The 13414-nt window shown below is 67.6% G+C and carries 13 protein-coding genes; 9 read left to right on the top strand and 4 right to left on the bottom strand.

Annotated elements, in window-relative coordinates; translation table 11 throughout:
* Nucleotides 1-116 precede the first annotated feature (116 nt).
* The 4 genes from ABIA73_RS01445 to ABIA73_RS01430 all read left to right on the top strand — a co-directional run bounded on the left by ABIA73_RS01445 (nt 117) and on the right by ABIA73_RS01430 (nt 3753).
* Entirely contained in the window at nt 117-1067 is a 951-nt protein-coding gene (locus ABIA73_RS01445; protein ID WP_025874453.1) for a cation diffusion facilitator family transporter, read from the top strand.
* Nucleotides 1068-1137: 70 nt separating this feature from the next.
* A complete protein-coding gene (locus tag ABIA73_RS01440; protein WP_218787566.1) occupies nt 1138-1773 on the top strand; it encodes a DNA-3-methyladenine glycosylase in 636 nt (211 codons plus the stop codon).
* Nucleotides 1770-1964 carry a hypothetical protein gene (locus ABIA73_RS01435; protein WP_025874451.1) on the top strand — a complete coding sequence of 65 codons (195 nt, stop codon included), beginning with the start codon at nt 1770-1772 and terminating at the stop codon, nt 1962-1964. The genes ABIA73_RS01440 and ABIA73_RS01435 overlap by 4 nt, the downstream gene beginning before the upstream one ends.
* Before the next feature lie 70 nt (nt 1965-2034).
* The gene (locus tag ABIA73_RS01430) at nt 2035-3753 is read left to right on the top strand and encodes a sensor domain-containing diguanylate cyclase (RefSeq protein ID WP_025874450.1); all 1719 of its coding nucleotides are present in this window, start codon (nt 2035-2037) and stop codon (nt 3751-3753) included.
* Here ABIA73_RS01430 and xth read toward each other — a convergent pair.
* From xth to ABIA73_RS01410, 4 genes are all read right to left on the bottom strand, one after another.
* Complete coding sequence (xth, locus tag ABIA73_RS01425) at nt 3750-4541, bottom strand: exodeoxyribonuclease III (RefSeq protein WP_154880477.1); 792 nt, start codon at nt 4539-4541, stop codon at nt 3750-3752. The genes ABIA73_RS01430 and xth overlap by 4 nt on opposite strands.
* A 78-nt stretch (nt 4542-4619) precedes the next feature.
* Nucleotides 4620-5732 (bottom strand): DNA glycosylase AlkZ-like family protein, encoded by a 1113-nt coding sequence (locus ABIA73_RS01420; RefSeq protein ID WP_099842561.1) that lies wholly within the window; start codon nt 5730-5732, stop codon nt 4620-4622.
* 65 nt (nt 5733-5797) lie between these two features.
* Nucleotides 5798-6274: a hypothetical protein gene (locus ABIA73_RS01415; RefSeq protein WP_051501603.1), complete on the bottom strand. Its 477-nt coding sequence runs from the start codon at nt 6272-6274 to the stop codon at nt 5798-5800.
* Nucleotide 6275: 1 nt separating this feature from the next.
* Nucleotides 6276-6776 carry a hypothetical protein gene (locus ABIA73_RS01410; protein ID WP_354275302.1) on the bottom strand — a complete coding sequence of 167 codons (501 nt, stop codon included), beginning with the start codon at nt 6774-6776 and terminating at the stop codon, nt 6276-6278.
* A gap of 268 nt (nt 6777-7044) precedes the next feature.
* On the opposite strand from ABIA73_RS01410, the gene ABIA73_RS01405 reads away from it, so the two are divergent.
* The 5 genes from ABIA73_RS01405 (at nt 7045) to ABIA73_RS01385 (ending at nt 13412) form a co-directional block, all read left to right on the top strand.
* Entirely contained in the window at nt 7045-8625 is a 1581-nt protein-coding gene (locus tag ABIA73_RS01405; RefSeq protein ID WP_354275301.1) for an AAA family ATPase, read from the top strand.
* 2 nt (nt 8626-8627) lie between these two features.
* A complete protein-coding gene (locus ABIA73_RS01400; protein WP_354275300.1) occupies nt 8628-9605 on the top strand; it encodes a hypothetical protein in 978 nt (325 codons plus the stop codon).
* The gene (locus ABIA73_RS01395) at nt 9602-11401 is read left to right on the top strand and encodes a hypothetical protein (RefSeq protein ID WP_354275299.1); all 1800 of its coding nucleotides are present in this window, start codon (nt 9602-9604) and stop codon (nt 11399-11401) included. Before ABIA73_RS01400 ends, ABIA73_RS01395 begins: the two co-directional genes overlap by 4 nt.
* A 77-nt stretch (nt 11402-11478) precedes the next feature.
* Entirely contained in the window at nt 11479-12060 is a 582-nt protein-coding gene (locus ABIA73_RS01390) for a hypothetical protein (RefSeq protein ID WP_032974634.1), read from the top strand.
* The gene (locus ABIA73_RS01385) at nt 12057-13412 is read left to right on the top strand and encodes an AMP-binding protein (protein ID WP_279207158.1); all 1356 of its coding nucleotides are present in this window, start codon (nt 12057-12059) and stop codon (nt 13410-13412) included. The genes ABIA73_RS01390 and ABIA73_RS01385 overlap by 4 nt, the downstream gene beginning before the upstream one ends.
* The last annotated feature ends 2 nt before the right edge of the window (nt 13413-13414 follow it).

The raw sequence follows: 13414 nt of genomic DNA, 5'->3' as shown, positions 1-13414 counted from the left end.
GGCGGCGGCGACAGTTGAACTGGCCCGACCGGGCTGCGCGGACGCTTGGCATACACGCTGCGCGGACGCTCCGCCGCGCAGGATGGTGCGCCCGCTACCTGCCAGCATTCCCGCACATGGCCGCACCCTCAGGCTCCCGCCTTGTCATCTACGCCGCGCTGGCCGGCAACCTCGCCATCGCCGTTGCCAAGTTCATCGCCGCCGGCCTGTCCGGCAGCTCCGCGATGCTCAGCGAAGGCGTGCATTCGCTGGTCGATACCCTCAACGAGGTGCTGCTGCTGTACGGTCTGCGCCGTGCCGAAAAGGCCCCCGACACCCTGCACCCGTTCGGCTACGGTCGCGAGCTGTACTTCTGGAGCTTCATCGTCGCCTTGCTGGTCTTTGCCGCCGGCGCCGGTGTGTCGGCCTATGAGGGCATCCAGCACATCCGCCAGCCGGAACCGGCCACCAACCACGCCATCAGCTACAGCGTGCTGGGTATTTCCATCCTGTTCGAAGGCGCCTCCTGGTGGGTTGCACTGCGCGAGTTCCGGCGCAGCAAGGGCACGCTGGGCTATTTCGAGGCGTTCCGCCGCAGCAAGGACCCCTCCACCTTCACCGTGTTGCTGGAGGACAGTGCCGCCCTGCTCGGCCTCGGCTTTGCCCTGGTCGGGTTGCTGGCCGCGCAGCTGCTGGAAATGCCGGTACTGGATGGGGTCGCCTCGTTGTGCATTGCCGGCGTGCTGGCGCTGACCGCATTCCTGCTGGCGCGGGAAACCAAGGGCCTGCTGGTGGGCGAGCCTGCGCACCCGGCCGTTGCCCAGCGCATCATGGCGGTGGCCGTGACCGATCCGGACCTGCGCCGTGCCAATGGCGTGACCACCATGCAGATGGGCCCGGAGCAGGTGGTGGCCATGCTCAGTGCCGAATTCGAGGACGACCGCACCACCCCGCAGATCGAAGCCTGCATCACCCGCATCGAGGGTGCGGTGAAGCAGGAGTTCCCGGAACTGGTGGCGCTGTTCGTGAAACCGCAGACGCCGGAAGTCTTCGCCAGGCGGCGCGCGGCGCTGGCTGACCCGGAGTGAATCGATGGCGGCGGCTTCACCCGCTGCACGCCACACTGGAGCAGGATTGGGAAGCGAGCACTGCCGCAACATGATGGATTGGCTGCCGGATACCTGGATACCGATACCCCGCACCTTCTACCGGCGCCCGTCGACGGTGGTTGCACCGGACCTGCTCAACAAGCTGCTGGTGCGCAGCGACGGCCGTGCAGCGCGTATCGTCGAAGTCGAAGCCTACGCCGGCAGTGAGGATCCGGCTGCCCATTCGTATCGTGGCAGGACCGCACGCAACGCCAGCATGTTTGGCGAGGCCGGGCACCTGTATGTGTATTTCACCTACGGCATGCACTGGGGCAGCAATGTGGTCTGCGGCGAGGTCGGCGAGGGTGTTGCGGTACTGCTGCGCGCGGCAGAGCCGGTGGCCGGACAGGAACGGATGTACCCACTGCGGCCAGCTGCCCGCCACGATCACGACCTCGCCAGCGGTCCCGGCAAACTGTCGCAGGCGTTCGGCCTGGACCGGCGCGTTGATGGCGCCGATCTGGTCACCGCCAGCCACGGCATCACCCTCGTGGATGACGGCACGCGGCCCCCCGACGATCCGGTGGTAGGCCCACGCATCGGCATCACCCGGGCAGTGGATTTTCCTTGGCGCTGGCATGTTCGCGATCATCGTCACATTTCAGTGCGCCCTGCCCGCGCCTCAACGCGAAGGAGCCCCCGATGACACCTCTCGACAAACCGCTGCGCCGTGAACTGACCATCGCCGGCCAGGCCTATACGCTGACCCTGGACCCGAGCGGACTGAAGCTGGTCGAGAAGGGACGGCGGAAGGGCCTGGAACTGCGCTGGGAAGACCTCGTCTCCGGTGACGCCGCGTTGGCCAGCGCCCTGCAGGCGTCCCTGCAACAGCCATGAGCAGGCGCATCACGACGGCATCACTGCCGTACGCAGGGCGCTAACAGACCGGGTACTAGCGTGGACAGCCATGGATGAGGCCACCCGACTTCGCGAAATCGAACGGCTGGGCGTGCTCGATACGCCGCCCGAGCCGGTGTTCGATGCCATCGTCGCCGCCGCGCGCGCCGCCACCGGCATGCCCATCGGCCTGGTCTCCATCGTTGCCGAACAACGGCAATGGTTCAAATCCAGCATCGGCCTGGGCGATGTCAGCGAAACGCCGCGCTCCATCTCGTTCTGTACCTACGCCATCGAACAGGACGCGCTGCTGGAGATTCCGGATGCGCGGCAGGATCCGCGCTTCGCCCACAACCCGTTGGTCACCGCCGGGCCCAGGGTGCGCCACTATGCCGGCATCCCTCTGGCCACTGCCCATGGCGCGCGCATCGGCACGCTGTGCCTGCTCGACACCCTGCCTGGCGTGCTGTCGCCGTCGCAGCGTGAGCTGATGGTCCATCTTGGCCGGGTTACCACCCAGGTGCTGGAGCAGCGCAGTGCGCTGTTGCGGCAGATCGACCAGGCACAGGCGCTGCATCGCGATCTCAAGCGCAGCGAGGACTTCCTGGAACGTACCAACACCGCCGCCAAGGTCGGCGGCTGGGAGCTGGAGCTGGCCACCCGCGAAGTGCGCTGGACACGCGAGACCAAGCAGATCCACGGCGTGCGTTCCAGCTACCAGCCAACATTCGAATCGGCCCTGTCGTTCTATCGTCCGGACAGCCGCAGCATCATCCAGGCGGCAGTGCAGCGCTGCACCGAACAGGGCACGCCCTGGGAAGTGCAGCTGCCGATGACCACCGCCGATGGCCGCAGCATCTGGACCCGCGTGGTGGGCACCCGGCAACAGGTGGAGGGCCTGCCACGGCTGGTCGGTGCCATCCAGGACATCACCGAAGAACGCGCGGTGGTGGACGCGCTGGAAGCCAGCGAAGTGCGTTATCGCCGCCTCTTCCACTACAGCCTGGGCCTGATCTGCACGCACACGCTGGACGGCACCGTGACATCGGTGAATCCGGCAGCCGTGCAGTCGCTGGGCTACCCGGAAAGCGAGATGGTTGGCCGCAGCCTGTGCGACCTGATGCCGCCGGAAAAGCGCGAGGCGTTCAAGGCCTACCTGCGGCGCATCGAAGCCAACCATACCGACGCAGGCGTGATCGAACTGCTCGCCGCCGATGGCACCCGCCGCTACTGGGCGTACAACAACGTACTGGACACCGAGACCCATCCCCCGTTCGTGCTCGGCCACGCCCAGGACGTGACCGCGCTGCGCCTGCAGGAAGAGCGCTTGCGCGAACTGTCGCTGAAGGATCCGCTGACCCAGTGCCACAACCGCCGGTACCTGCATCGGCTCGACGACGTCGCCTCACGGTCGTGGGCCTGCCTGGTGTTCGACTTGGATCACTTCAAACAGGTCAACGACACCCTGGGGCACCGTCGTGGCGACACGGTGCTGGTCGAGTTCGCCGACTTCCTGCGCGCGCCGCTGCGGGCCAATGAGGCGGCAGTGCGGTTGGGCGGCGACGAGTTCCTGGTGGCGCTGATCGAACCGGCGGCCGGGCGGCTGGCTGCGCTGGAAGCCTGGTATGCGGGCAACGCCGCGCGTGCTCCCACCGCGTTCTCGATGGGCGCCGCCGTCAACGTCCCCGGCGAACCCGTGGCGGAAACCATCCACAAGGCCGACAGCCGGCTGTATCGCACGCGGGCCAGGGTACGTCGCGAGATGCGTCCGCCGGGCAGCGCCGACTAGCGGGTAACGGTGACCCACACAGGGGCATGATCGCTGGCCTTCTCCTGCAGCCGCACCCAACGATCGACACCCGCATCCTGAAGCCGTTTGGCCAGTACCGGGTTCAGCAGCAGATGATCGATGCGCAGGCCGCGATCGCGTTCGGCGTGCTGACGGAAATAGTCCCAGAAGGTGTAGATGCGCTGGTCGCCATGCACCGTGCGCAGGGCGTCGGTCCACCCCTGCGCCAGCAGCTGCTGGAAGGCATCGCGGACCTCCGGCTGCATGAGCGCATCGCGCCGCCACGAGGCCGGGTCGTACACATCCTCGTCGTCTGGAATGACATTGAAATCCCCCAGCAGCAGTGCCGGGTGCGGAAGATCGACCAGGGTGCGCGCATGGCGGATCAGCCGCTGCATCCATCGCAGCTTGTAGTCGAACTTCGGCCCCGGCTGGGGATTGCCGTTGGGCAGGTACAGCGCCGCAACCACAACGCCATGCACGGCAGCTTCCAGGTACCGGCTCTGCGTATCGGCCGGTTCGCCGGGCAGGCGGCGCCGGCTTTCGATCGGCATGGCATCGCGGGCCAGTATCGCCACTCCGTTCCAGCGCGCCTCACCCAGCCACAGTGCGCCATACCCTGCCCGCTCCAGCGCGTCGACCGGAAAGGCGGCATCGACCGCCTTCAGCTCCTGCAGTGCCACCACGTCAGGCGCTTCACGCTGCAACCAGGACAGCAGATGCGGCAAGCGCGTGCCGATGCCATTGACGTTGAACGTGGCAATGCGCAGTGTCTTGCGGCGAGCCATTGCGGAAGTACCCGGGCGGCGGGCCTGCAGTATTGGCGAGGCGGCATGCAGGCAGCGTGGAGGACGCCGCACGCACGATCACGGCGTTGCCGGGCCCGTCCCTGGCAGGAAGTTCGCCATCCGCTCCAGCTCGTCCTCCAGCGCATTGCTGAATGCCACGTCCCTTGGTGCGCTGCCATCGACATAACCGAAGCTGGGCTGCAGCTGCCCATCCTTCGCCGCGACATTGGCCCAGCCGATCACCTGGTCGCGCCACAACAGCGGCAGCGCGTAGTAGCCGAAGCGACGCTTGGCCGCCGGGGTGTAGGCCTCGAACCGATAGACCCAGCCCCAGAGCAGTTCGAACCGTCGCCGATCCCAGGCCACCGGATCGAACGGCGCGAGCAGCCGCACCTGTTCATCGGCCTGGTAGCGCCGCGAACGGGGGTTCTCGTCGGCCGGCCAGTACCAGGTGGTTCCATCGATGCTGCAGCCCGCCAGCTGCTCGCGCGCCAACCGCAGTGCCTGCTGGATCTCCTCCGCCAGATGCGGTGCGCCATAGCCCAGAAGCCGCGCCAGATAGGTGAGGCTCGCCGAAGGCAGCGGCGCATACTTGCGCACCACCAGATCGATCAGTGCCGTGGCGCGCTGCAGGCGTGCAGCCTTGCCGCCATCGGCCGGGGCATGTGCCGCAACGGCATAGATGCGGGTACCGCTGTCACGACGATGGATGCGCAGCATGCCGCGATAGTGCATGCCGTCCAGCAGGTGGGTGCTGGCATTGCTGGTGCCGCCCCAGTAGTTGGTCACCCGGCCATGCGCGAACGCCTGGTCGACTTCGCGCGGATGCACCGCCCCCCGCTCCTGCACGAACGCCAGCACGTCGGCTGCCTTGCGCCGCGTGCTCGCGTCCCATGGCCTGCGGGACACCCGGGGATGCATCAGGGACAGGTGTTCACGCGGCAGGAAGCCGTAGTTGACCAGGAAGTCTTCCTCGATCGGCAGTCGGCTGTAGCGGCGCTCCAGGTCCCCGGCCCGGTAGCCCTTCACCCGGTGCCGCAGGGTCAGGTCCTGGGCGCGTGCGGGCGCACGGATGGGGTCGGCCTGCACGAAGCCCAGCCGACGGATCGCTGTCAGCAACGTGGTGGGCGTGAACAGCGTGCGGGCTACGGCGTAGCGGCGCAGATCATCGAGGGTCGGCGAGGTCGGCATGGGCCGATTGTAGGGCTGCCGGCCGCCCCGCTGCAGGACGTCATCCGCGCAAGGCGCGCCTGGCCTTACTCGGCCACGATGCGGGCATCGTCGCCGGTGCCGTCCACGATGACCCGGCTGCCGACCTGCAGGCCTGCGACCTGTTCACGCAACTGCGTGGTTGACAGCACACGGCCCTCGTCCAGGCGCACCTTCACCATGTAGCGGGTGGTGGGGCCTTCGCCGGCGATCTTCTCGCCGATGGAGCCACCGATCTTGTCGCCACTGTTGGCGGCGACATTGGTGACCACATAGCCTGCTTCGGTCTGCCCGGCACTGCTGAGGCCGACACCCGCCAGAACACCGCCGATCTTGCCCAGCCGCTCGCCGATGCTGCGGCCGCGCTTGGTGCGTTCGGAGGTGTCCTCGCCTCGATTCTCGATCGGCTGCATGTCTTCGACCACACCATGCCGAGGCTTGGCCCAGGCGGTCGGCATCAACAGTGATGCGCCGATCGCCAGGGCCAGCAGTCCGGCAACACGGAAGGGGGTGTGCTGTCTCATGTCAGTGTCCTTGGTTGCGGGAAGCGGTCGGGGTTGACCTGCCTGGGCGACGCGCGTCCGGGCCGACGATATCGGTATCGCAGTGGGGCCCGCGGTGCTGCCAGCTCCGTACCACGCCATCACGGTCGGCGATGTAGGTGATGTCGCAGCGGTGTTGCTCGGCATGGTGCACGTCCTCGACGATGATCGGTGCGAACACCGGACGCTCGCCGCTGGTACCGGTCGGTTCCATGTACAGGAACTCGCCACCGCCCACCTTCACCTGCTCGGTGTAGGCCGGTACGACCGTGCGCCAGGTGTAGCGTGTTTCCAGCGTTGCATCGTCTTCCTCGATCTGCACCCGGCCGCCATCCACGCGCAGCTGCATCAACAGCTGCGATGCCTCGCGCCCGATCCATCCATCGGCGCTCGCTCTGGCGGCGGCGCCCAGCGTCTGCGCGCCTGCAGCACCGGCCGCAGCCAGCAGGGCGCAGGCGAGAGCGCCCGGCAGGAATCCTTTCATGTGCACTCGAACAGCTCCCGGCTGGGGATGTATCGCGCGCGCCTGCCTTCCCCAGCAGAACACGCCATCCAATAGTGTCGCTATCGCCTCAGTCTAGGCCTCGAACACCCAGGCAACCATCGGAAACGTCCACGAAACTGCGTAGGGAAATTCCTAGAAGCGGCGTCTCGGGATCCGCGACTGGCCGCACCGCCAGCGCTCGCTGCGCACCGGATCCGCTGGCCCGCCGCTTACAATCTCCCCAGCAGGCCACAGCCAAGGGAATCGCGTGCCACCGTTCAACCTGTTCCAGCGCCTGTCGCAGGCGCCGACCAACCCGCGCACCGACACTGCGCCGCGCACGTTCGACGTGGCCGAACTGTACGAAGGGCCGGTGCGCCTGCAGGACGATGCAGCCGCCGCGCCGCTGCGGCTGGACGAGAAACTGCGCCAGGCCTACTTCTGGATCGTCAACAACGCGATCATCAGCCCGCACTACGACATCGAGTACCACGAAGGCCCCTCCGCCTCGTTCGCGGTGGGTGACACACGGCGGCCGCTGACCCTGCCATCGGCGCAGAGCTATTCCAGTTACGTGCTGCTGCCGCTGCTGACCTTCGCCACCCGCCGCAAGTGCCTGTTCGTGGGTGGGCCAGGGCGCGGCAAGACCGCCAGCGCGATCCTGATGGGCGTCCTGGCCGGCTATCCGGTCCGCGAGGTGCGCCGGGCGATGCAGCACGGGCACCCGCAGATGACCATCGCCGATCTGCTCGGCAACCCCCTGCCCGCCGACCTGGTGGCCGCGCAGGACATGGCGGACATCCGCATTGCCTGGCGGTCGTGGCTGGGCATGCGGGTGAAGATCATCGACGAATACAACCGCATTCCCACCCGCACGCAGAGCGCGCTGCTGACGGTGATGGGCGACAACTACGCCGAGATCCTCAACCACGTCTACGAATGCCCGGAATCGGCCTGGTACCTGACCGCCAACGATGATCGCGGCGGCGGTACCTACCAGGTGATCGAAGCCCTGCGCGACCGCATCGACGTGGTGGTGCAGGCACTGGCTTTCAACCCGCGGTTCCTGGAAGAGATGCTGCTGCGCATCGAGCAGGACATCCGCCCGGAAGAGGTCGTGCCGCGTGACATCATCTTCAGCGAGGCCGAGGGCGACCAGCTGCTGCAGGAGATCCGCGCGGTCGACGTACCGCAGGACGTGCGCCGCCGCATCGAATTCTTCAGCAGCCAGTTCGAGCTGATGGAAACCGCCGGCGCCCAGTTCGAGTACCTGACCAAGGACACCGTGCGCCTGGCCGGCACCGAATGGGCGCAGGCAACCGCTGCCGACAGCGGCCGCGATCGCATGAAGGACCTGGGTTGCCAGACCCGCAACGGCCTGTCGGTGCGCAACCTGATGACCCTGCTGATGTTCGCCAAGGCCATGGCGTACTTCCGCGGCAGCCCTGCCGTTGCCCTGGAGGATGTGCGCCAGGTACTGCCCTTCGTGCTGAACGACAAGCTGCAACCGGATCTTGATGCTCCCTTCTTCGCCCTGCCGGAGAATGCGCCCTATCGCAGCGATCGGCTCAGCTGGCTGCGCTGGCTGCTCGATGCCTCCAATGCCGAATATGACCGGCTGGATCTGGATCGCGACGATCCGGTGGGCGAGCTGTCGGCACAGTTCCAGCAGGGCCTGGATGGGATGACCGAGACGGAAACGCGCAAGCGCCTGACCCGCATCGAGCGTCTGGTGGAGGAACGGGTGAAGGGACGCAAGCTGTACGGCCATCTGTACGACGACCTGCTGAAGCTGAAGTACCTGCACCAGCGCTACACCAACTACCTGCATTGGCTGCGGGCACGCTGATCGTGGTTTCCGCCGTTCTCGCCGAACTGCTGGCCGCGCGCCGTTCCGTGCTGAACCAGGCCGTGGCCGATGCCCGCCACCGCTGGCCCGGCCTGGACATGGCCGCCTTCAGCGCGTTCGTCACCCAGACCATCGACCCCCTCTGCCAGGCCATCCAGCGCCACCAACCGTCGGCAACGCAGAGCACCTGCGAGGCCGCCTTCGAGATCGGTCTGGAGCTGGTGGCGCAGGGCCATGCCGGCCCGAAGGCGCGTCTCCCGTGGGTCGAGCAGGCCTGGCGCTCGCTGGCCCCGGCCCTCGTCCCGTTGCTGGCCCACGCTCCGCGCGAGACCCTCGGCACCATCAGCAATGCGGTAGTGCGGCTGGGCGCCAGTCCGGACATTCGCGTCGCGCAGTGGATCGATGCGATGGCCGCGCATGCAGGCGGGTGCACATCCTTGCCGGAACTGCGCGACATCGGGGCGCTCTGTGCCTGGCAGGCGGGGATGGTGCAGCTGCGCCGCCCTGCCCTTGCCCGTATCGATGCCCTGCCCGCGAATACGGTGGCCGCCGTGCTGGGCATCGATGCGGGTGATCTGGCCTCGGTCCGGGTCCAGCTTGAGCAGGACCGCTGGTGGAATCCGCGGCAGGGCAGCGTCGACCTGCGCGGGCATCGTGTCGGCAGCTTCAGCGGCCTGGACGGCGCGTTTCCGGCACCGCCACAGGTTCGTGCAGCGACCGAGGGCTTCGTGGTCGAAAGTGCAGGCGGGTACTTCCTGCTGCTCGCCGATGCCTTCGGTGCCGTCCTGCTGCCTGCCAGCGCCGCCGAATACGCAGCGGGCAGCAGCAGCGGACCGGCGCCGGATGTGACCGCCCGCTTGGGCGTGCAGTGGATGGCGCCGGCGTTGTCCAAGGACGACCTGTGTGCGGTCTCCGGCGCGTCGGGCATCGCCCTGTTCTCGCCGTGGTCGCACCATGTGCATGTGTTGCCACCCCAATGAGTGCCACGGTCGCTGATCCGCTGCAGCCCTGGCGCGAGGCCTGGCCACAGGCACTGGCCACATGGAGCCGTTTCACCCGGCTGCAGGACCCGAAGCTGTGCCATTCGCGCATGCAGGCGGCTGCCGAGGGCCTGACCGGCAGCTTCGCGGCCATCCGCCTCGCCGACCAGCGCATCGTCATCGACCTGGAAGAAGTACAGCGCCTGCAGCTGCAACCCTACGCGCTGGAGATCCTCGCCCACGAGATCGGTCACCACGTGCTGGCGCCTGCCACCGCCAGCGACCATGCACGTCTGCTGGCGCGCATCCGCCGTGCGCTGCCGACGCTGGAAGCGCATGCACCGATGGTCGCCAACCTCTACACCGACCTGCTCATCAACGATCGCCTGCAGCGCCAGAGCGGGCTGCGCATGGATGCGATCTATCGACGCCTGGCCGCACAACCGGCGCAGGCCAGCTCGCCGGTCTGGCAGCTGTACATGGGCATCTACGAGGAACTGTGGCAGCAGTCGCGCGGCACGCTGGGGGGCTCGACCGACGACAGCGCATTGCAGGGCGATGCCTGGCTCGGTGCACGCGTCGTGCGCGTCTACGCCAGCGACTGGATGATTGGCGCTGGCCGCTTCGCCACGCTGCTGCTGCCCTGGCTGCTGGAATCACAGCAGGATGCGCGGGTGGATGCCTTGATGGATACCCGGCACGCCGGCCAGGGAAGCCAACCGGTCGGCCTGGGGCAGCTGGAGGACGACGAGTTGGCGCCGGCGCCGCACCCTGCATCCGACCCCCGCATCACCGGCGATGAGCGCGGCGGCGACGCACAGCAGAAGAGCGATCTGCCTGCGGATGCGCTCGCTGGGGACCCCGCGCACCCGCCAGGACAGATGCGCGAGCCGTTCGAGTACGGGCAGATCCTGCGCGCGGCCGGCCTGGACCTGGATGACCATCAGATCGCCGTGCGTTACTACCGCGAGCGCGCGCTGCCACACCTGATCCGCTATCCGTCGCGGCCGCAGCCGCAGGCCCTGGAGCCGCTGCCGGAAGGGCTGCAGCCCTGGGAAGCCGGCAATGCACTGGACGCAGTGGACTGGCTGCAATCGGTGCTGCAGTCACCCCATGTGATTCCCGGGCTGACGACGGTACAGCGTGTGCACGGGCTGGCACCCGGCCGTGAACCCGCTGCCGAACCGGTGGACCTGGATCTGTACGTGGACAGTTCCGGTTCGATGCCCAACCCCCAGGCATGGACCTCGTTCCTGACCCTGGCCGGCGCCATCATCGCGCTGTCGGCGCTGCGCGTGGGTGCACGCGTACAGGCCACGCTGTGGAGCGGCACCGGGCAGCACCTGCACACCGACGGCTTCGTGCGTTCGGAAGACGACATCCTCAAGGTGCTTACCGGCTACTTCGGTGGCGCCACCGCGTTTCCGATCCACCGGTTGCGTGACACCTACGCCGAGCGTCCACCGCATGCACGGGCGGCGCATATCCTGCACATCTCCGACGACGGCATCACCACGATGTTCGACAAGGATGAGCGCGGCAACAGCGGCTGGGACGTGGCCGCCAGAGCACTGCGTGTGGCCGGCGGTGGCGGCACCATGGCACTGAACCTGTTCAGTCCGCTGCCGTCCCGCATCGCCGATGCCGGCAACGCGGGATGGACCGGCGATCTGCTGCGCGCACGCGACGCGGGATGGAACATCCATGTGGTGCGCGACATGGCCGACCTGCTGCAGTTCGCGCGCGCCTTCAGCCAGCAGCACTACGGCCCTGGCGGCATGCGGGTGCAGCGATGATCGTGCTCTGCCTTGCGCCCGCGCACCTCTGACGATTGCCCTTCCACCCAGGTATTTGCCAAGTCTGGACCCTGACCATGCTCTCCGGCCCCTCCCTTGACGTTCTGCTGCGGCGCCTGCTGGACATGCCGCCCGATTTCCTCGAGCCACCGCGCCGCGCCGGCAGCGGCCGGCTGCACGTCGCGGCGGTGGTGGGCGATGTGTTTGCCGCACGCTCGCTGCACCTGCCCCCTGCACTGCGGGCAACGCTGTCGGGTGATCTGGCCGGCGTGGATGCAAACCAGCTCTCGCTTTCAGCGGTGACCGCATGGCTGATGGCAGATGCGTACTGGAATGCACTGGATATCGCCCCGGAGGCGTGGATGCCCCTGTTCGCCGAAGCGGTGCCGGCGCTGGCGGCCAGTACCAGCGCAGACCGGTTCGTGTTCGATCCGGAGCGCCGCGAAGAACTGGTGCGTACCGTGGTGGCCCGGCTGGGCCTGCTGCCGCAGGGTGAAACAGCGGCCCAGGCGACCGATCGCCTGGCCCGGGTCAGCGGCGTGGAACGGCAGCGCCTGCTCGATGCCAGCCGCGCCGCTGAAGCGCGCGCGCGTGCCATCCGCGAGGCCTTGGCGCGCAAGGCGGCCGAAGAGTCTGCGGACAAGTGGACCCGCGAGTGAGCCGCGAGCCGACCGATGCCGATCGCTATCCCACGCTGAGCGCGGCGGGCCTGGCGATGCTGCAGCAGATGCGCGAGCACCCGGCGGCGCCGATCTTCCGCAATGCCAGCGGCAACCGCCTGCTTGCCGATGAGGTGACGGCGTTGCGTGGCTACGAACGGGAGATCGCCTGCGCGCGCTTCGAGTGGACGCCAGGTCAACCGCCACCGTGGCTGCAGGCGCATGTGACCGAGGTATTTGCGCAGGTGCCGTATTACCGCGCTCAGGCGATGCCAGCCGCCTTCACCGACATTGCACCGGTCCACCGTGGCGACCTCGCAGCGGACATCGCCCGTTTCGTGCCAGACCCGGTACCGCTGGAGCGGATGATCAATTTCCGCACCACCGGCACCACTGGCCATCCACTGGTGCTGCCATCGCATCCGGTGGTGGCGGCACGCTATCTGGCCCATCACAAGCGCGCCTTGCAGCGCTTCGGCATCACCCTGGCGCACGGCCGCGGCCAGATGGGGGTGATGCTGCTGGGCATGCAGCAGCGGTGCTTCACCTATGTTTCGGTGACACCGACGATGGACGAATCCGGCCTGGCCAAGATCAACCTGCATCCCGATGACTGGCGCCATCCTGAGGACCGCGCACGCTACATCGACCAGATGCAGCCGGAAGTGATCGCCGGCGATCCGATTTCCTTCGCAGCGCTGCTGGAATTGCCCGTGCGACACCGGCCGCAGGCGCTGCTGTCGGTATCGATGGCGCTGTCTCCGGGCCTGCGCCAGGCCCTGGCCGCGCGCTTTGGCTGCGCGGTGCTCGATCTGTATTCAATGAACGAAGCGGGCCCGCTGGCCGTGTATGACGATGCAGCCGGCGGCCACGTACTGCTGCAGCCGCGCATGTATGTGGAAATTCTCGGTGCTGACGGGGCGCCGTTGCCGCCCGGGGAGATCGGTGAGATCACGCTCAGCGGCGGATTCAACTTCTGTCTGCCGCTGCTGCGCTACCGCACCGGCGACCGCGGCGCGCTGGCCATGGCCGGCGATACGCCGATGATCGTCGGCCTGCAGGGGCGACGTCCGGTACGTTATCTGACCGCCGACCAGCAGTGGATCAACAACATCGACCTGACCCATGCGCTGGCTGCGCTGCCGTTGTCACGATACGTGGTGCATCAGCACAGCGATGGCCGCGTTGCATTGTCGTTGCCACCTGCAGAGCTGGGCTACTCCGCCGAGGCGATCCGCTGCCTGCGCGCGGTGTTGCGAGGACAGCCGGTGGATGTCATTGCGCTGCAGCGCGAAGACAAGGTTCTGCAGTACTCCAGCGACGTAGCCGGGAGCAGTTCGCCGCCGCGATGAGT

The sequence above is a fragment of the Stenotrophomonas sp. 2694 genome (assembly GCF_040548715.1).
Lineage (GTDB): Bacteria > Pseudomonadota > Gammaproteobacteria > Xanthomonadales > Xanthomonadaceae > Stenotrophomonas > Stenotrophomonas indicatrix.
Note: the sequence above shows the minus strand (reverse complement) of the source record. Positions and strands in the feature narration are given on the sequence as shown.

Excerpts from the sequence above, each read along its gene's own strand:
- ABIA73_RS01395 (WP_354275299.1), top strand. The coding sequence starts at position 9,602 with ATGAGTGCCACGGTCGCTGATCCGCTGCAGCCCTGGCGCGAGGCCTGG.
- ABIA73_RS01415 (WP_051501603.1), bottom strand. The coding sequence starts at position 6,274 with ATGAGACAGCACACCCCCTTCCGTGTTGCCGGACTGCTGGCCCTGGCG.
- ABIA73_RS01445 (WP_025874453.1), top strand. The coding sequence starts at position 117 with ATGGCCGCACCCTCAGGCTCCCGCCTTGTCATCTACGCCGCGCTGGCC.
- ABIA73_RS01435 (WP_025874451.1), top strand. The coding sequence starts at position 1,770 with ATGACACCTCTCGACAAACCGCTGCGCCGTGAACTGACCATCGCCGGC.
- ABIA73_RS01410 (WP_354275302.1), bottom strand. The coding sequence starts at position 6,776 with ATGAAAGGATTCCTGCCGGGCGCTCTCGCCTGCGCCCTGCTGGCTGCG.
- ABIA73_RS01440 (WP_218787566.1), top strand. The coding sequence starts at position 1,138 with ATGATGGATTGGCTGCCGGATACCTGGATACCGATACCCCGCACCTTC.
- ABIA73_RS01390 (WP_032974634.1), top strand. The coding sequence starts at position 11,479 with ATGCTCTCCGGCCCCTCCCTTGACGTTCTGCTGCGGCGCCTGCTGGAC.
- ABIA73_RS01430 (WP_025874450.1), top strand. The coding sequence starts at position 2,035 with ATGGATGAGGCCACCCGACTTCGCGAAATCGAACGGCTGGGCGTGCTC.
- ABIA73_RS01420 (WP_099842561.1), bottom strand. The coding sequence starts at position 5,732 with ATGCCGACCTCGCCGACCCTCGATGATCTGCGCCGCTACGCCGTAGCC.
- xth (WP_154880477.1), bottom strand. The coding sequence starts at position 4,541 with ATGGCTCGCCGCAAGACACTGCGCATTGCCACGTTCAACGTCAATGGC.